The organism is Bacteroides sp. AF20-13LB (assembly GCF_003603065.1).
GTDB classification, from domain to species: Bacteria; Bacteroidota; Bacteroidia; order Bacteroidales; family Bacteroidaceae; genus Bacteroides; species Bacteroides uniformis.
The window spans coordinates 209594-227202 of sequence record NZ_QTMH01000011.1; the positions used below are offsets into that span (position 1 = coordinate 209594).

Genomic DNA, 17609 nt, shown 5'->3' on the forward strand with positions numbered 1-17609 from the left:
TTTTTTATTATCAATTGTTAATTAAAACATCACCAATGTCTTTCCGGATAAAGGTCATTCCACCATGCCGGACTATCCTGCAGCCAGCGGGCAAACCAAGCCATAATTGAATTATGCCACAATTCACGTTTTGCATAATCAAGTACAAAATGGTTTTCACCGTCCACGGTAATAAATTCCACCGGCTTGCCCAATATCTTCAGCGCATTATACAACTGGATACTTTCACCGATAGGCACGTTTGTATCTACCGTGCCATGCAGCAACAACAGAGGGGTATTAATCTTGTCCGCATTGAACAATGCTCCATGCTTCGTAAACAAATCGGGATTATTCCAAGGATAGCTATCGGCTGCCGCAACAGAGTTATAGGAATATCCCCAATAACCCTCGCCCCAATAGCTCGTTACATTGCTGATGCCAGCATGCGAGGCAGCGGCAGCGAACATGTCCGTCTTAGTCTGCAGATACATCGTCATGAATCCTCCATAAGAGGCACCCAGACATCCGATACGTTTATCGTTGACAAACGGATGGGCTGCACAGAATTTCTTCGTACCTTCAATGATCTCATCGGCCGTACGCTCACCCCATGCATTGACATGGCGTGCAGAGAACTCCTGGCCGTACCCGATGGCACCACTGGGCTGGATAACATAAACCACATAGTCACGTGACGCAAACAACTGTGCACAGTACGGGGAAGTTATACCGCGGGTTGTAGGAGTCGTTCCTCCATAATAGTATACGATAAGCGGATACTTCTTGTTCGGGTCAAAAGACGGCGGCAGACAAACCATTCCCTTTATCTCCGTACCGTCCGAAGCTGTAAAGTTCCACTCTTCCATCTGTCCCAGCTCAATCTTATCGAGGATGGGCTTCATGGGATTGGCAAGCAGGGTAGAAACTTTTTTCTTCGTGTCGTACGTATAAGCTACGCCCGTGCTGGTGTTTCCTCCGCCCACATAGGCAGCCACAACCGGATTGTCATTGGCCAGCGTGAAGGAAGTAATCACATCTTCTTCAAGCGGAAGCATTTCAAAGCCGCCCGTCTTCGGAACATAACGGTAGATATGCCTGCAATCCCCATCAGTCGTATCGAAATAGATACATCCGTCCACACGGTTCCACTGCACGAGAGACACCGTAGGATTGAAATCGCGCGTGATAGCCTGCACTTTCTTTGTAGCCAAATCCATAATGAATGCTTGGGTATCAAAGTCATTGGCTATGGGATGTTCACCGCAATTCTTGCCAATGCCTCCGAAAGCAGACGGACTGCCCGTCACCAGAAGCTGCTTCCCGTCCGGAGAGTAAGAAGCACTTCCCAGATAAGCATCCCAGGCGACCAGCGTATCTGCCTGCAAGGTGGTCAAATCAATCTCGAAAAGAGAAGAGAGGGAGAAAGGGCATCGAGTGATGTCCGGCTTGGAAGTGCTGCACAACAGTTTCTTGCCATCCGGGGAAATATCATTCAGATAGACGTTGTGACTACCGTAGGTCAGGCGCTCGGAAAGTCCCGTCGCCACATCGTATTTCATGAGATAATAGCGGTCACGAGAATTGGGGATACGGTCGTCCGGATGCAAGAGACGTTTCAACGGGCCACTCACCTTTTCGCCCTCGTCCGTGAGCATATAGATAAGATAGTCTTCTGTAGGAGACCAGCTGAAATATCCTTCGGGAACATTCTTCAGCAGCACTTCCTCACGCATCGTGGCGGGATCGAACACAACCAGGTCATTCTGCTCCTCGCCCATAACCGTATAATAGAGCTTGTTGCTGTTGGGCATCCAGTTCATCTTTTCATTGGCATTGGGCAATATCACCCGGCCGGTCTTTACCTCGGTCAGCTCACAACGGGTCCTGGAACGCTTCACGTCGTAATTGTCCGAATAGCGGGTCAGCAGATACTTGCCGTTGGGCGAAAGAGAAACCCTGCTCGCTCGGGAGCCGAAATTGGTGTTGAACAAAGAGAAACGTCTCTTCATGTCCGGTGCCATCCGGCAGGCTACATCGGCAAAGTCCTTTTCCTTTTCAAATTCGCATTTCAGCATCGGCTGCATCTTGTCGTCCGCGCTTGAAAGCAACTTGATGACAATCTCATAATCCGCTTCGGGGTCCATACGCAGACTGACAGCCGTAGGACGGACCTGCGACAAGCTGTCCTCCGCTGTCTCCTTGACTTGCTTGGATTCACCGTTTACAAACACCTCAAAACGGGCAGGAGAATATACATTCAGCTTGCCCTTCATGAAACGCTCCGCACGCAGATTGGTAGCAAACAGATAGAACAGATTGTCCTTGTCTGCCTTTGCCACAGCTACATATCCAGCCGTATCAGCAGCCATGCGTTCGTACGAACCCTCGTCGAAGTTAAGACTGACCTTCGTCTTCAGAAGATTGCCGATAGTAAACTTATCTCCCTTGAAGTTGACGCTATCACCCTGAAGGGGAGTACGCACCGTAACGGCCGGACGCACGTTATACTCAGCAACTCTTTCCTGAGCTTGGGCAGCCAATCCCGCAAGGAGCAGCAAACCCGACAAAACTGTGATTTTCTTCATTACTGTAAGATTAAATCGTTTCAAAACCATTCCATAAATTTCCGGGAGGGACGGGAGCCTCCACTTCTATCAGTTCTTTGGACACCGGATGCACAAAACGGATATACCGCGCATGCAGACAAATGCTGCCGTCGGGATTGGAGCGGGGCGAACCATACTTCAAATCTCCCTTGATGGGACAGCCCATCTTTGCCAACTGACAGCGTATCTGGTGATGGCGTCCGGTTTTCAAATCTATTTCCAACAGATAATAGTTCTGCGACCGCCCGATGAGCCGATAATGCAAAATCGCTTTCTTGCTGCCCGGCACCTCCTTGTCGTATGCATAACTCTTGTTCTGTTTCTCATTTCGCACCAGATAGTTCACCAATTCCCCCTCTTCCTCACGGGGCAGGTTCTTCACCACTGCCCAGTAAGTCTTCTTCACCTCGCTATTCTTGAACATCTCGTTCAGACGCGACAGTGCCTTACTGGTCTTGGCAAAAACAACAAGACCGCTCACGGGGCGGTCCAGCCGGTGGGTGACACCGATAAAGACATTTCCAGGCTTGCTGTACTTCTCTTTCAGATACTGCTTTACAGTTTCCGAAAGCGGTGTATCACCCGTTTTGTCTCCCTGAACTATCTCGGAAGCGGTCTTGTTGACTATAATGATATGATTGTCTTCGTATACGACAGTCATCGATTGTTAATGTTTAATGATTAGTGATTAATGATTAATGACTAACACCCAACTTCTCATTAAACATTAATCACTAATCATTAATCATTAAATTACATATTCATCCCACCATCTACCTGAATAACCTGACCGGATACATAAGAAGACATATCAGAAGCCAGGAAAGTAGCGATATTTGCCACGTCTTCGGGTGTGCCGCCACGACGCAAAGGAATCTTCTTGCACCATTCAGCCTTCACCTCTTCAGACAAGGCATCGGTCATGGCTGTCATGATGAAGCCCGGAGCAATGGCATTGGCACGGATACCGCGAGAACCCAGCTCCTGAGCGATAGACTTGGCCAAAGCAATCATACCGGCTTTGGAAGCAGAATAGTTGGCCTGGCCGGCATTGCCGTGAACACCTACCACAGATGCCATATTGATAATGCTACCCGCCTTCTGGCGCATCATGATGGGTGTGCAGGCATGGATAAAGTTAAATGCCGATTTCAGGTTGACATTGATAACCATATCCCATTGCTGTTCGCTCATACGCATCATCAGACCGTCACGTGTGATACCGGCATTGTTTACCAGAATATCAATACGTCCAAAGTCCTTATGGATTTCTGCCACTACATTGGCAGTGTCTTCAAAGTTTGCTGCATTGGAGGCATAAGCTTTTGCCTTTACTCCCAAAGCTTCCAATTCTTTTGCCGTAGCCTCGGCATTTTCATCAATCACCAAGTCAGTGAATGCAATATTTGCTCCTTCTTGAGCGAACTTCAAAGCGATAGCCTTGCCGATGCCGCGTGCAGCACCTGTCACAATGGCTGTTTTTCCATCTAATAATCCCATATTATTTTAAAATTATTTATAAAATGTATTCTTACTTCTTTCCCAATGCACCAAGTACCAGACGGGTCACGTAAGTATCGCGTACCGCATCGTCCAGATTGGCCCCTATATGGCCGCGGATATAAGGTGTTTCAATACCTTTGACACTGTAATGCACAATCTCGGCAGTCATATCCAAGTCATCTATCTGGAAAACACCCTTCTCCATACCTTCACGCAGAACCTCCTTGAAAAGCTGGGTCTCTGTAGCATCGAAACGTTTGCGCACTTTCTCCACTCTCCAAATATCCCGAAAGAAATTGGCACGAAGAGTACCATTCCGAAAGACAACCTCTTTTACCGCATCCAGATGAGTGTAAATCATTTCCATCAGTTTCTCGTCCGGCTGAATATCTTTCTCTACCACGTGCTTCATCATATCCGAAAGAATATCCAGCTCCGACTCAACAACAGCCAAGTAGATATCTTCCTTGCTCTTAAAATAGGTATAGAGCGTTCTCCTACCTTTCTTTGAAGCGAGGGCAATATCATTCATCGTGGTATTTTCAACACCCATCTTTGCAAACAGCTGACGGGCAACGTCCACTAATTTAGCTTTTGTCTTCGATACGGTCATAGATTAATTGCACATTGCTTTATTATTTGAGCAAAAGTAAGACATTTCCGCATATCTTACAAGAAAACATTCATTTTATTAATGAACAGCCCTAAAAAGGAAGAAAAAAAGTAGGCTTATTATCGTTCTATTTATCAACATATTACTCATTAAAATCCACTTAACCTCAAAAATATCATGCATTTTATTTGCATATTAAATAAAAAGCCGTACCTTTGCACCCACAAAACAATAACATCGCGGAGTGGAGCAGTTGGTAGCTCGTTGGGCTCATAACCCAAAGGTCATTCGTTCGAGTCGGATCTCCGCAACTACAATGAGGATAAAAGGTTTAAAGGCCTTTATCCTCATTTTTTTTAATTCCCATCAAGGACAGAAAAAAATGTTTGCGCAAATAATGTTTGTGCAAATTGCTTCCACACTTCCACCTCCTCTCCACATCCCTTTATTCATCGGCATTACAGATGCGGTGGAAGCAACTCAAAAGTGTGGAAGCAAAATTTGCTTCCACACCGTTTCACAAACAGAAATACTGACACACAAGAAGCTAACATGAAGTAACACAAGTTATTAATTTCTTGCATCACATCTTATTTATATCGTACCTGCACGAAATCAATATCCTGCAAACACGGTATTAATTCCATCTCCTCCCCCTTCAAATGCAATCAGAACAAATGCGTACAGCCACACAAAGCCAAGACTTCAATACTGTTTTCCTCTGTGCTTTATTCAGAGAATGAAGGTATTTATTACGTCGGACATAAGGAATCAACAGTATGCAACGGCCATGATGCAATCGCCTAACGGCCATCAACAACCCGCTTAACAGCCGTCAGCAGATCGCCGCACGACCATTAGGCGCTGATAAGGCAATGAGTAAAAGGGAACACTCCCCTATACACAAGTAAACAAAGCCCTATATACAACGGATTGAAAGCAGCGGTTTCCCTTAGAATATCCTGATGAAAAGCAACCCCAGCCCGATGGCAACGCCAGTCGAAACAAGTCCGGGAAGCATGAACGAGTGGTTCAGCACATACTTGCCGATACGGGTAGTTCCGGTACGGTCGAAATTAATGGCTGCTACTACGGTGGGATAGTTGGGAATAAAGAAGTAACCGTTTACGGCCGGGAACAGAGCAACCAGTATCATAGGCGAAATGCCCAAAGCGATGCCCAAAGGCATCAGTGCGCGCACATGGCGGCCTGGCTATAAAGCAGAATCGACATGGCAAACAAGGCTATCCCGAACAGCCACGGCATTTGCCTCACCACTCCCTCGATGGACTGGGTCAACTGAAGCATGTTTCCCTGAAGAAAAGTATCTCCCATCCAGGCAATGCCGAATATGGCAATCACCGCCTGCATGCCTGCCGGGAAGACGGAGCCTTGCGTTGCCTTCATGCCGTCGGTGCGAGTCAGCAGCAAGATGAGGGCGGCGGCAGAGAGCATCACGATTTCGATAATGGCGGACATGCCGAGTCTCACCGTCTCGCCGTCTATCACGAAGGCAGGACGCAAACTGTCGAACGAACCAAAGAACACGATAAAAACAGTGGCAAGGATAAAGATAAGCACAGACAAGACGGCATGCCGTTTATTGTGTATATCCTTTATCTCCACCTTCTTGACATCAAGATAGCCTTCGGTCAACCTCTTTCTGTACTCCGGGTCGTCTGCCAGCTCCTTGCCCACCTTCATGGAGAACAAGGCGCCCACAAGTACCCCGATAATGGTAGCAGGAATCGTTATTTTCAGAATATCGAACAAGGTGACATCAAATCCCGCCAGCAACCCAAGCAGTGCGACGGTGGCAGCCGAAATGGGACTTGCCGTAATAGCCTGCTGCGAAGCAATCACCGCAATGCCCAGTGGCCTCTCGGGACGAATCTTGGTCTCCGTGGCAACCTCGGCAATCACGGGAAGCACCGAATATGCCACATGTCCCGTACCGGCAACAAAAGTAAACAAATAGGTCACAATAGGGCTCAAGATGGTGACCTGCGAAGGATTCTTCCGCAACAACCGTTCTGCCAGCTTTACCATATAATCCAGTCCGCCAGCCGCCTGCATGCAGGATGCGGCAGAAATGACGGCGGCTATCATCAACATAACGTCAATGGGAGGTGATGTAGGCTGCAATCCGAAACCAAACGTCAGAATTGCCAGACCTATCCCTCCCATTACACCTAGTCCAATGCCGCCCAAGCGGGCGCCTATAATGATAGCTACCAATACGAATGCCAATTGCAAGGCCATATACTCTACACTTTTTGATTCATGTGCAAAGATAAGTCATTTCGTATTATGGCTACTCACCTACTTCTATTTTAACTGCTTGTTTTAACTCCACACTCAAAGAGGCATCATCCTTTAACGGTGTCCAGAACACCCGGCGGCATTCATTCTTCTGTAAAAGACAACGATGATAGCGGCTGCCGGACAGATGCTCCGTATCGATATGGAAGGAACCGGTATTGACATCCCAATCGGCTATCTCGTCCAGATTCAGATAAAGGTTGCGCACTGTGCCGCTGTTGAAATGCAAGCTCTGCGCCTGCGCCGCAAGCGCAGTGACATGGCAATCTTCCAGCCGGGCAAGGTATCGCGTGCGGAAAGAGAGCGTATCGCAACGGAGTCCGTAGAAATTGGCTTCCATATCTTCCACATCTACCACAACCGCTTGTACCTCCGCAGGCAACCGCAATTCCATCCCTTCTGAACGAACCCTTATCCAAATGTCATTCTGAAGATGCTGTTCCAGCTTATCCTCCGGAAAGTCAAAGGTGACGAGCAGGGTATCGCCAACGGAAGTCATCGACATAAAAGCCTCCATATCCCCTGCATAGGAGAAACTGCCCTGCTGCAAAGAGTCTCCGGCAGTTACCTCCAACGGCACTTCCCCGAACGAGAACATACGCTCTGCCTCCACAATACCTTCTTTTTTCTGTTTCCACACCACCGGAGGCTGTGTCAGCTTCAACACCCTGCACGAGGGCAGCTGCACCGTTTTCCGTTCTCCGCCGATTTCCATAAAATTATCTTTCTGAGTGACATTGCGGTCCACCACATAGAACATGAGTCCGCATACCATTGCCACACCGGTAACCAGCATTCCTATCATTATATAAGTCGTTCGTTTCATAACTGTCTTCTTTTATTTTTGTTTCTTGATAAACTCCTGATACATCCCGGACAACTCCTCGGCAGAGATGCCCAGCGTGAAAATCTGCTTGAAGAAATAATCCACTTCCTCCTTCAGAAAATACTCTTTCCTCAACGAAAGAATCAGCTTACGTGCACCTACCGACACAAAATAGCCGATACCCCGCTTGTTGTAAATCACTCCTTGCGTCTGCAAGTAGTCGTACGAACGCATCACCGTATTGGCGTTGACCTCTACCACAGCCGCATATTCCCGTACCGAAGGAATACGTTCTTCCTCCTGATATTGCCCGAGAAGTACCTCGTCGCAAATGCGGTCTGCTATTTGCAGGTAGATGGCTTTGCTTTCCTTAAAGTTCATAGTTACCAGCGATTAATGATTTCGGACTCCTTGAAACGGAAATAGGCAAGCACCCAGTTGAAAAGGGCGAAAAACGAAGTTATAAAAATCAGCCAGTCACTCGATGCTTCCCTGTTGATATAAGGCTCGGTCATAAAAAAATTATTGGGTAGAATGGTTTCCAGACACAATACAGCTATCAGGATATATGAAACGAAGATGCAGACACCGGCCGCAAAAGTCTTGATAAGTGCATTTTTGGGCCAGACCGTACTGCCCAGCAGGAAGAAAGACTGTAGAAAAAAGTAGCAGCTCAGGAATATACCCACCACAGCCGGTCCGCTTCCTATCGTCTCATAGAAACGGTTCGTGTTACAGCAGAATTCCCACAACGGAAAGGAGTGAACGACATGCAGCTCCGGGTAGGCCAGAAGATAGAAGACGACTCTTGTCAAGTCCGCCAGCTTGAAAGCTATCAGAAAGACCAAGATAAAGCCGCAGGTAGCCACCAGCCAGCGGGCAAAGAATTTCTCGAACATGGTGGCAGGTGTCATGAGCACAACGGTACGACTCGTCTTGCTTTTCATCCTTTCCATGGTAAACGAGGCGCTAATGCATCCCCAAATGACAAGTCCCCAAAGAAAGAATCTGGACTCAAACTCCCAGATAGGGTCCATGCCCACAGCTCCCGCTTCCAGATTGTGATACTGATAGTATCCATTCCAGACAAAGACTATGGCCAACATTCCGTAGACCATCACCGAGCGGAGTATATAGGTCTTCCAATTCTCCACCATCTCTTTGCGGCATACGTTCACAAAGCGATGCAAACTAAAAAAGGTATCGCGTATCATTATTCATTTGTTTTAGTGTGAAACATTTCCGCTATCTTCCCAGGCTCTGCAAGTACGGCGCCAAACAGCAGTTCAAGATTAATCTCCGATTCCTCACCTTCCGTATTGGGCAGCATCAAGAAATTGCCTTGTACGGAGGGAAGCGTGTACAAGGCAGTCGCAGCCAACTCCCGGTCGTCACTCTCCAAGAAGAACAGCTTACTGCAAATGCTGGCAGTGGATTCGTCCAGCAATACGCGGCTGTTGTCCATAATCAGCACATGGTCCAGTACTTTGTCAATGTCACGCACCTGATGGGTGGAAATGACAATCGTCTTGTCGTCCGACATACCCGAAGCCAGAAATTTGCGGAACTGGCTCTTTCCCGGAATATCCAGTCCATTGGTAGGCTCATCCATCAGCAGCAGGGAAGTATTGGTGGCCAGCGCAAAACTCATGAAGATTTTCTTTTTCTGCCCCATGGACAAGGCTCCCAAATCAGCATCCATATCCATCTCGAAGAAATGTAGGTACTTCACCATGTCTTCCTTGCTGAAACGGGGATAGAACTTACTGTTCAGTTCAATATAGCTGACCAAGGAAATAGGAGGCAGCTCGAACTCCTCGGGTACCAGAAACATGTCCTGCAACGTGACGGGCAACCGGCGGCGCATGTCGGTATCATGATACATCACTCTCCCACGTTTGGGAGCCAACAAACCGCTCATCAGATAGAGCAACGTAGACTTGCCGGCTCCGTTCTTACCCAACAGACCGTAAACCCGGCCGGCTTCCAGCGAAAGTGAAAAATCGCTCAGGACTTCTTTCCGCCCCTTGCGATAACTAAATGAAATGTTTTCTACTTGTAACATACGCTTGGATGAATTAAATATCTTATTGTTTATGTGTATTAGTATAATAGTACACCGCAAAAGTAGACATTCTTTTCAATACGACAAGCGTTTCAAGAAAAAAAATGCTCAGAAAAAGGAACAATTCTATTCTTTGGTTCGAAATTAGCCTCACACGCAAGAAGATTAGGACACTTCTGTATCCATTTAGGACTCTATATTTCCTGCCACTTGCTTTACATTTGCAAAGGAGCTAAAGACATGAATATGAAAAACGAAGAAAAGATTTACCAACTTAACACATACAATATAGCAGAATATACAAGTACGGACTATACCGACAACGATATTGCTATACTTGGAGATTTCAAGAACTTGCTTTTCAACAAGTATTTCAAGTTGAATGCAAACATCTATGTGGTCTGTGTAAAAGGAAGACTGCAGATAAACATCAATACCCAAAAATATGCTATCTACCCCGGTGAGATGCTGATTTGTATGCCCAATATGATTCTGAGCAATTGCACAACCAGTTCCGACTTCAAGGGCGCCATGTTCTGTCTGTCGACCCAGATTACACAGAAGTACCTTCATAAAAGTAGTGACATATGGAACAAGGCTTTCTATATCAGCCAGAATCCGGTAGTACGCATTGACAAGGACAGAGTGCAACTGTTCGATTTATACTATAAGGTGATACGTGCCCGAATGAAACAAGCGGAGCAGCCCTACTACAAAGAAGTCATCAGGTCGCTGATACGCACCATGCTGTATGAGCTGCTGGCAGATTTAAACCAGTTGAGCACCCCTCCCGAAAGCCAAATGGTGAAGCGGAGCAACATTCTATTCAAGAGATTCCTCGACCTGCTGGCCTGCACCGAGGTGAAAAAACGTTCTATTTCCTATTATGCGGGTAAGCTGTGTGTTACTCCCAAATATCTTTCCACCGTCTGCAAAAAGGTCAGCGGAAAGACAGCCTTCGAGTGGATAAACGATTATGTGGTCGAAGACATCAAATATTTTCTGAAGTATTCCAATAAGTCTATCAAGGAGATTTCCGAGCATCAGGATTTCCCCAACATCTCCTTTTTCGGGAAGTATGTGAAGACACACTTAGGCACTTCACCCACGGACTACCGCAAGCAATCACTGCCTCCAAGGGGGACCCTGCAACAAAAAAGGAGGAGCTAAGAATCACTCTCCACTCCTCCCGACACGACAAACAACTAAAATTATTGCTATTTGATGCCGTCCAATGCCTTGTTTGCTGTGGCATTGGTGGGGTCGATAGCCAGAATTTTATTCCAGTACTCTTTCGAAGTAGCATAGTCACTCTTCAACAGATAGTAGTAGCCCAGATAACTGTAACACTCTATCAATGCAGAGTTGTACCTCGGTTCGTTTTTGGCAAGCAGTACGTCCACCACCTTCTCGTAATAAGGTTTCGCCAATCCCTCTGTAGTTTCGGGGTCCATGGCAGAGTGTGTGCGGGCGCGCCACATATCTCCCAAATAACTGTCGGGAGCTTGTTCGGCAACAAGTGCGAACACAGAGTCGGCAGCCTGCAATGCCGCCATGCGGTCGGCAGACTGAACGGAGAGAGTGTCCGAGGACGTACCCTCTCCGTAGTACAGACGCCCTAACTGGAATAAGTTTTCGGACGTCTTTTTACCTTGTGCCAGCGAGTCATAGTACTTTTTATAAGCAGCAATGGCTTGGGTATAGTCGTTTTTCAATTCATAAGCATCGGCAATCTCACGCCACAAATCCACCTGACTCTCATCCTTCTCCAATGCCTTACCATATTCCTCAATGGCCTGGTCATATTTCTTCAGAGCACTCAACAGAGCACCGTGATAGCGGTAATCCAAGCATGAATAATCGGCATTATCCGAAGCATTGAAGAAAGCATCGGCAGCCTTCTCTGCCTCGTCATAACGCTTGAGGTCGACATTGTTGTACATCACAAGCCGGTTGAATGCGGCATGGCGGGCATTCTTCTGCAAACCTTTCTGCGCCACCGCCAAGGATTTCTCGAAGTCGTGGTTCAAGAATAGTGCAAAAGCATATTTCAGGATGTCATCTTCCGTAGCCACGGGAGTATCGATGAACTTGGCATAGGTGTCGGCAGCCTTGCCAAAACGGTTGGTGGCGTAATACACTTCCGCCAGCTCCTTGTCTGCTTCCAGGCAATCCGGAGCTATGGCCTTCAGCTGGTTCAGCTTCTCTATGGCCTGCGAAGGACTGGCAGACTTGTATGCCTGCGCATATTTCAGATACGCATCCTTATAATTCGAATCAAAATAGATGGCTTGCTCATAAAGCTGGCATGCCTTTCCGATATCTTTCCGGGCAAAAGCGATGTCACCCTCGAGTACAGAAACTGCCGGAGCCTTGTTGTCGGCCTTTCTTGCCATCTCCAGATAGGTTTCCGCCTCTTTCAGCTGTCCTACATCCAGATAGGCACGGGCCACGGAAGTCACAAGCTCCACATTTTTCTTGTTCTTGCCCTTCAGCAGTTCTCCGGCTGCGTCGGAAGCCTGCTCCGGATTCGTCTTTATCAGACTTTTTACTTTATCCACCCCCGCCTGCCATTCGGGCACCGGCGTTTGTGCGGCGAGCGTACCTGCAAACAGCATCGCTCCCAAACAAAATACAAATCTACGTTTCATGTTAGCATTCATTTTAGTTATTCATCCTTGACGTTCACCACGCGCACCGGTTGGGTGGCGGGGACCAATCCCGACTTCAATATAATCCGCTGTCCCCGGTCGGAAGCGAGGAAAGAGGCAAATCCCCACGGAAGTGCGCTCCGCGGATCATTCAACAAGGCATAGATGCTGCGTGCCAACGGATAATCACCGTAATACAAATACGCCTGATAGGGTTTGTAACTGTTGTCCGGCATGGCCTTGTCAGCAGCACTGACGGACATCAGCCGCACCTCTTTACTGAAAGAGAGCCCCGTACTGTCATTCCGGTCGCTCAGCCAGTTCACGCCGATAATACCGATGGCATCAGGCGTGCGGGCCACGTAGTCAATCACCTCCCTATTGGTTTTCAACGCTTTCAACTGACTGGAAAGCGGTACACCCTTACAGATGGAATCGACAGCAAAACGTACGGTACTGGAGTTCTTGTTGTCAAACACAAGACTGATATCCCCCAGACGGGAAGCCGGATAGATATCTTTCCACTGCTTCGCATCACCCGTCAGGATGCGGCGGATGTCCTTCACACTAATCAATGAATCCGGATTGCCAAGATGGGTTATCAATGCCAGCCCGTCCGTAGCAATCTTTATCTCCTGCGGAAAAAACTTCCGGCTATTGAAGGAATTCATCTCTTCGGGAGTCAGTCTGCGACTGGTTATTGCCAACCGCAGACTGTCCTTGAGCAAGAGGTTGACGGCATCGACTTCCGTCACATAACGGGGCACAATTCCTGCCAAGGGGAACAGTCCTTCGAACACGTCAATTTCTTCCTGCACAATAGGCTGGAAACTTTCGTCCGCAGCAATTGCAATCACACCGGAGGTATACGTATCCGTTTGTCCGTCCTTGGGCTTGCTTTGGCAGGCAGACAGCAGAGTCAGCAGCACCAGCAAGCCTGAAAGCTGAAGTTGTTTCACCGTTTTCATAACACACACACTTATTGTAATCTAAACATCACCGGTATCGTATATTTCACCGATACGGCCTTACCATTCTGCTTGCCGGGAATCCATTTGGGCATGGACATAATCACACGGACAGCTTCTTTATCCAGATAGGGGTCTACACCTCTCAGCACTTTCACATCACGCACCTTGCCGTCGGCACCTACCACAAACTGGCAGGTTACACGCCCTTGCGTACCGTTTTCCTGGGCAATGGTCGGATACTTCATATTCTTGCTGATGAACTGCATCATCTCGGCCTGACCACCGGGGAACTGGGGCATCTGCTCTACCATATCGAAAACCTTTTCAGGTTCCGGTTCGGCCTGCGTCACCACTTGTTTCAAGTCGGCGATGTCCTTGCCGTGTTCCTCGTCATTACCTTTCACGTCGGCAATGGAGATGGCAACTTTCGTTTCCGTCAGTTCTGTCTGGCTTTTTATTTCATCCTCGTCCCTCACTTCCTCATCCTTTTTGATGACGGGAGCGGTAAACTTAATGGAGCTTTTCAATGCAGGCGGCGGTGGGGCCACGGGCTCTATCCGCTTCATCTCTTCCTGCTTCACTTCCGGTTCTTCCAGCTGCGAAAGGGTAGTCACTTCGGTCATCACCTCTTTCTGTTTGGGGGTAGCCATCTTTATCAGCGTAGGGATACTGAAACCTATCAATGCAATTACAATTACCAGTATCACGGCAATGTTGTGCCGTCTGGGAGAGGTCTCACGCATCTTATAGGCTCCATATGCTTTGTTCTTACCACTGAACACGAGGTCACACCATGCTTGGGAGCTTAAATCTACTTTAGCCATATTCTTTCCTTTCTTTGGGTGTTACACATCATTCAGCAATGTTCTGGGACAATTCGCCCTTGCTTTCGTAGTTCTTCATCAAGAACTCGTCGGCTTCGGCAATATCCGTTATCACATACTTACCTATATTACATATCTGCATTTCATCGAGAGCATCAATCAGATTCTTGTACGAAGACTTATCGGTAGCCTTGATGATGACTGTCGGCGTATCCTTTCCGCTTTTTATCTCGGAAAGCTGTTTCCGGTAGTCATCCTCTGATATCTTAAGATCCAGTTTCTGCTGCTTCAGTCTGTTCACCTCGTTCACAGCAACTCTATTACGTTGCAGAAGCATTGCCCGCAGACCATCCGCCTGATAGGTAGTTTCCTTCAGTGAAGTATAGTCCTTGTAGTTAGGTTCCCCTTCGTAATAATACAACTTGTTGTCATCCCCCAGCAACAGCGTGATGGCTTGGGAAGCCTTGACTTTGGTCTGCTGCTCCTCGGTGATGGTCTTGTCATTGCTCGGCATGCTTATCTCCATGGTCTGAGGTTTGCTCAGTGAGGTACAAAGCATAAAGAAGGTAATCAGCAACATGTTCATGTCCACCATAGGTGTAAAGTCCACCCTGACAGTCATTTTCTTCTGCTTGCTTTTTCCACCTTTCTTGTTGCCGCTTTCTTGTATTTCAGCCATAATGTTTCCTTTCTTGTTCTACTTGTAACTCGTAGCTTGTCACTCTTCACTTGTGGTCTTCAGAGAAGTAATCAGGTTGTACCGGTTCTCTCTGAGGTCCTGAAGTGAGTTCATCACATTTTTTATTACGGAATAAGGAGTATTGGCATCTGCCTTGATGGCAATGCGCAAATCACTGTTCACTGCACGGGCGTTGCGTACCCAGGCCTTGAACTGATTGTCAATACTGTCTGTCGGTATCCCCTCATTCTTCAATACAGCATCTTGCTGGTCTTGCGGCAAGTCGAGGTATTTCTTCATACTCTTCATCGGCACACCAAAGGTAGACGCCAGCATGAATTTTTTAGTTTCCTCCGGAGTGAAAGTCACTCCATACTCCTGCCCCATAGCTTCCAGCACTTCGCGCAAGTCGGACTGCTTGTCCAGACTCATAAATACTTTTCCGCTCGGATCGACCAATATCTGGAGTACATTTGTCTCCGGAATCTTAATCTCGGATACAGAGGCGGGAGTCGTTACTTGTACCGGCTCTTTCTTCACGAACGTAGAAGTCAGCATGAAGAAGGTCAGCAGCAGTACAGTTACGTCACTCATCGCCGTCATATCGATGAACGTACTTTTCTTTTTTATTTTCGCTCTGCCCATAATCGTTTCATTGAAAATTAAAATTGAGAATTCATTCGTTGAATAGATAATAGAAGCCTACGTCACAGCGCAGCTCCAACTATCAGCAGTCAACTATTTATGGGTAGCTGCAAAAGTCTGCACGATGGAGAAACCAACCTCATCGAGGCTGTAAGTCAACTTGTCAATCTTGTTTGTATAATAGTTGTAGGAGATAACGGCCAATGCACCGGTCAAGATACCGAAGGCAGTATTAATCAAAGCCTCAGAAATACCTTGCGACAGAGCCATGGAGTCGGCTGAACCTCCGGCTGCAAGGGCGGCAAATGAACGGATCATACCGATAACTGTACCGAGCAATCCCATCAATGTACCTAAAGTCGTGATGGTACCAATAATAGGAAGATTCTGCTCCATCATCGGCAGTTCCAGCGCAGTGGCTTCTTCCAATTCCTTCTGGATGGCAAGCAGTTTCTGGTCTTTGGACAGCTCTGTGTCATTCTCCATCTCGGCATACTTCTTCAAAGTGGCATTTACCACATTGGCTACAGAACCACGTTGTGAATCGCAGATTTGTTGTGCCTTCTTCATATCACCTTCAGCCAAGGCTGCTTTGATGTTAGCTACGAATTTCACCAATGACCCCTTACCAAAGGCAGCGCCAATGGCAATATAACGTTCAATACTCAGTGCGATGACAGTCAGCAAAAGCGTTTGAATTACAGGAACAATGAATCCACCTTTATAGATGGTACCGAGGAAGTTACCCGGCAACGGATGGTTGTTCGGGTCGTTGTTCATAAAGTTGGAGGGATTTCCCAACACAAAGTGAAAAATAAGCACGGCGATGATAAAGCAGATTACGATTACCCAACCGGCGGATCTGATGCCTTTAAAAGAGGCTGCTTTTTTTTGAGTAGTTTCCATGATGAAAAGTTTAATTGTTGGTATTTAAATAGAGTTTTGAAAATAAAGCATAGGGATACGACTTCCCGCTTACGAACCGATAGGGCGTAATCATCCTTGCAACCTTAACTAACATATATGTACACTAAAGGTCACCTGCCTTCAGTCTCTTCAAGACAATAAGGAGAAAAAGGGGGAAATCAATAAGAAGAAAAGTTGGCTAAATCAAAATCCGCCGAAGCGTATAAATATAGTAATCACTGCCCGTCAATGCATAGTACGGGTCTTTATCTGAGTAGTATAATTTAGAGCGGCCTTGCACGAGTAGATTCTCGTGGTTGGATAACATCAAAAGAATGTTTCTGAGGAAAAGATTGTCTTCAATCACCCTGCGCAAACGCTGTTGATGAGAAGAGTAAGTTTCGGAAACCGGTTTGTTTCCCAGTTCGACATCCGTAGTCCATGCGAACTTGGTATTCGTGAACAATGAATTCTTCTTGTCAATACTATTGTCGGAAGTAGAAGAACATGAAGATAAAGAAGCGGAAACTTCAGCAGTTCCGGCCATTCTGTCATCCACCTGCACCAGGTCAATGGCTTTACCGCTAATGCTGCAAGTCAACATCAGTAGCATGCATATCCAGAATGTCTTTACAGTTGTTTTCATGTCGTCTAATGATTCTACAATAAATAACAGATGTCTCTCTTATTTGTTTTACAGCTATGTTACTTTCTTTTGTAAAAAGATTAAATTGTTCACTGATTAAAGGATTTACTATACCTTTTAATACTCTGTAAAGGTACGAAGAATATATGAAATACGAAAGTGGGAATAGGATATAAAATACTGATTTTAAACGTTTTTAATCATTCATTTAGCACCTTAATTCGGGAATTAATCTGATGAATATACGATGAATAATTATATATAATAAGGTATAGTGATTAGCGGTAGAAACGGAATGTTAGAGGAGAGGTATATAAAACGAACAAAGCCTCCGTATCCTTATCAGACACGGAGGCTTCTTCTGAAAACG

Annotated in this window: 16 protein-coding genes, 1 tRNA gene and 1 pseudogene; 2 read left to right on the forward strand and 16 right to left on the reverse strand. The window is 46.7% G+C overall.

Features of this window, described 5'->3' with window-relative positions; all coding sequences use genetic code 11:
• Positions 1-29: 29 nt before the first annotated feature.
• The 4 genes from DWX62_RS15135 to DWX62_RS15150 all read right to left on the reverse strand — a co-directional run bounded on the left by DWX62_RS15135 (position 30) and on the right by DWX62_RS15150 (position 4704).
• Complete coding sequence (locus DWX62_RS15135) at positions 30-2567, reverse strand: prolyl oligopeptidase family serine peptidase (RefSeq protein ID WP_120172982.1); 2538 nt, start codon at positions 2565-2567, stop codon at positions 30-32.
• A 10-nt stretch (positions 2568-2577) separates the two neighbouring features.
• Entirely contained in the window at positions 2578-3249 is a 672-nt protein-coding gene (locus DWX62_RS15140; protein ID WP_005834903.1) for an RNA pseudouridine synthase, read from the reverse strand.
• Positions 3250-3341: 92 nt separating this feature from the next.
• Positions 3342-4088, reverse strand: coding sequence for a 3-oxoacyl-[acyl-carrier-protein] reductase (gene fabG / locus DWX62_RS15145; protein ID WP_005828602.1), 747 nt, complete (start codon positions 4086-4088; stop codon positions 3342-3344).
• Positions 4089-4119: 31 nt separating this feature from the next.
• Positions 4120-4704: a TetR/AcrR family transcriptional regulator gene (locus tag DWX62_RS15150; RefSeq protein ID WP_005828604.1), complete on the reverse strand. Its 585-nt coding sequence runs from the start codon at positions 4702-4704 to the stop codon at positions 4120-4122.
• Between the two features lie 238 nt (positions 4705-4942).
• On the opposite strand from DWX62_RS15150, the gene DWX62_RS15155 reads away from it, so the two are divergent.
• A tRNA-Met gene (locus tag DWX62_RS15155) sits at positions 4943-5015 on the forward strand.
• Between the two features lie 641 nt (positions 5016-5656).
• Here the strand turns inward: DWX62_RS15155 and DWX62_RS15160 are convergent.
• From DWX62_RS15160 to DWX62_RS15180, 5 genes and pseudogenes are all read right to left on the reverse strand, one after another.
• A pseudogene (locus DWX62_RS15160) lies at positions 5657-6966 on the reverse strand (anaerobic C4-dicarboxylate transporter).
• 52 nt (positions 6967-7018) lie between these two features.
• Positions 7019-7852, reverse strand: coding sequence for a hypothetical protein (locus DWX62_RS15165; RefSeq protein WP_005828612.1), 834 nt, complete (start codon positions 7850-7852; stop codon positions 7019-7021).
• A 12-nt stretch (positions 7853-7864) separates the two neighbouring features.
• Positions 7865-8233 carry a GntR family transcriptional regulator gene (locus DWX62_RS15170; protein ID WP_005828614.1) on the reverse strand — a complete coding sequence of 123 codons (369 nt, stop codon included), beginning with the start codon at positions 8231-8233 and terminating at the stop codon, positions 7865-7867.
• Positions 8234-8235: 2 nt separating this feature from the next.
• Entirely contained in the window at positions 8236-9066 is an 831-nt protein-coding gene (locus DWX62_RS15175; RefSeq protein WP_005828617.1) for a hypothetical protein, read from the reverse strand.
• Positions 9066-9917 carry an ATP-binding cassette domain-containing protein gene (locus DWX62_RS15180; protein WP_005828621.1) on the reverse strand — a complete coding sequence of 284 codons (852 nt, stop codon included), beginning with the start codon at positions 9915-9917 and terminating at the stop codon, positions 9066-9068. The genes DWX62_RS15175 and DWX62_RS15180 overlap by 1 nt, the downstream gene beginning before the upstream one ends.
• A gap of 246 nt (positions 9918-10163) precedes the next feature.
• On the opposite strand from DWX62_RS15180, the gene DWX62_RS15185 reads away from it, so the two are divergent.
• Complete coding sequence (locus DWX62_RS15185; RefSeq protein ID WP_008665930.1) at positions 10164-11087, forward strand: helix-turn-helix domain-containing protein; 924 nt, start codon at positions 10164-10166, stop codon at positions 11085-11087.
• A gap of 47 nt (positions 11088-11134) precedes the next feature.
• Here DWX62_RS15185 and DWX62_RS15190 read toward each other — a convergent pair whose 3' ends face one another.
• The 7 genes from DWX62_RS15190 to DWX62_RS15220 form a co-directional block, all read right to left on the reverse strand.
• On the reverse strand, positions 11135-12580 hold the full coding sequence (locus DWX62_RS15190) for a tetratricopeptide repeat protein (protein WP_120172983.1): 1446 nt from the start codon (positions 12578-12580) through the stop codon (positions 11135-11137).
• A gap of 5 nt (positions 12581-12585) precedes the next feature.
• Entirely contained in the window at positions 12586-13536 is a 951-nt protein-coding gene (locus DWX62_RS15195) for a substrate-binding domain-containing protein (protein ID WP_005828635.1), read from the reverse strand.
• An 11-nt stretch (positions 13537-13547) separates the two neighbouring features.
• Positions 13548-14363 carry an energy transducer TonB gene (locus DWX62_RS15200; protein ID WP_005828639.1) on the reverse strand — a complete coding sequence of 272 codons (816 nt, stop codon included), beginning with the start codon at positions 14361-14363 and terminating at the stop codon, positions 13548-13550.
• Between the two features lie 28 nt (positions 14364-14391).
• Positions 14392-15042, reverse strand: coding sequence for a biopolymer transporter ExbD (locus DWX62_RS15205; RefSeq protein ID WP_005828642.1), 651 nt, complete (start codon positions 15040-15042; stop codon positions 14392-14394).
• 39 nt (positions 15043-15081) lie between these two features.
• Complete coding sequence (locus tag DWX62_RS15210) at positions 15082-15687, reverse strand: biopolymer transporter ExbD (RefSeq protein ID WP_005828648.1); 606 nt, start codon at positions 15685-15687, stop codon at positions 15082-15084.
• Positions 15688-15780: 93 nt separating this feature from the next.
• Positions 15781-16593, reverse strand: coding sequence for a MotA/TolQ/ExbB proton channel family protein (locus DWX62_RS15215; protein WP_005828650.1), 813 nt, complete (start codon positions 16591-16593; stop codon positions 15781-15783).
• A gap of 199 nt (positions 16594-16792) precedes the next feature.
• Positions 16793-17239: a hypothetical protein gene (locus DWX62_RS15220; protein ID WP_005828652.1), complete on the reverse strand. Its 447-nt coding sequence runs from the start codon at positions 17237-17239 to the stop codon at positions 16793-16795.
• Between the last annotated feature and the right edge of the window lie 370 nt (positions 17240-17609).

What these genes read in the sequence shown, in the direction of transcription:
- DWX62_RS15135 (WP_120172982.1), bottom strand. Translation starts at nt 2,567, where the DNA reads ATGAAGAAAATCACAGTTTTGTCGGGTTTGCTGCTCCTTGCGGGATTG.
- DWX62_RS15140 (WP_005834903.1), bottom strand. Translation starts at nt 3,249, where the DNA reads ATGACTGTCGTATACGAAGACAATCATATCATTATAGTCAACAAGACC.
- DWX62_RS15205 (WP_005828642.1), bottom strand. Translation starts at nt 15,042, where the DNA reads ATGGCTGAAATACAAGAAAGCGGCAACAAGAAAGGTGGAAAAAGCAAG.
- DWX62_RS15170 (WP_005828614.1), bottom strand. Translation starts at nt 8,233, where the DNA reads ATGAACTTTAAGGAAAGCAAAGCCATCTACCTGCAAATAGCAGACCGC.
- DWX62_RS15165 (WP_005828612.1), bottom strand. Translation starts at nt 7,852, where the DNA reads ATGAAACGAACGACTTATATAATGATAGGAATGCTGGTTACCGGTGTG.
- fabG (WP_005828602.1), bottom strand. Translation starts at nt 4,088, where the DNA reads ATGGGATTATTAGATGGAAAAACAGCCATTGTGACAGGTGCTGCACGC.
- DWX62_RS15210 (WP_005828648.1), bottom strand. Translation starts at nt 15,687, where the DNA reads ATGGGCAGAGCGAAAATAAAAAAGAAAAGTACGTTCATCGATATGACG.
- DWX62_RS15150 (WP_005828604.1), bottom strand. Translation starts at nt 4,704, where the DNA reads ATGACCGTATCGAAGACAAAAGCTAAATTAGTGGACGTTGCCCGTCAG.
- DWX62_RS15180 (WP_005828621.1), bottom strand. Translation starts at nt 9,917, where the DNA reads ATGTTACAAGTAGAAAACATTTCATTTAGTTATCGCAAGGGGCGGAAA.
- DWX62_RS15215 (WP_005828650.1), bottom strand. Translation starts at nt 16,593, where the DNA reads ATGGAAACTACTCAAAAAAAAGCAGCCTCTTTTAAAGGCATCAGATCC.
- DWX62_RS15190 (WP_120172983.1), bottom strand. Translation starts at nt 12,580, where the DNA reads ATGAATGCTAACATGAAACGTAGATTTGTATTTTGTTTGGGAGCGATG.
- DWX62_RS15220 (WP_005828652.1), bottom strand. Translation starts at nt 17,239, where the DNA reads ATGAAAACAACTGTAAAGACATTCTGGATATGCATGCTACTGATGTTG.
- DWX62_RS15175 (WP_005828617.1), bottom strand. Translation starts at nt 9,066, where the DNA reads ATGATACGCGATACCTTTTTTAGTTTGCATCGCTTTGTGAACGTATGC.
- DWX62_RS15185 (WP_008665930.1), top strand. Translation starts at nt 10,164, where the DNA reads ATGAAAAACGAAGAAAAGATTTACCAACTTAACACATACAATATAGCA.
- DWX62_RS15200 (WP_005828639.1), bottom strand. Translation starts at nt 14,363, where the DNA reads ATGGCTAAAGTAGATTTAAGCTCCCAAGCATGGTGTGACCTCGTGTTC.
- DWX62_RS15195 (WP_005828635.1), bottom strand. Translation starts at nt 13,536, where the DNA reads ATGAAAACGGTGAAACAACTTCAGCTTTCAGGCTTGCTGGTGCTGCTG.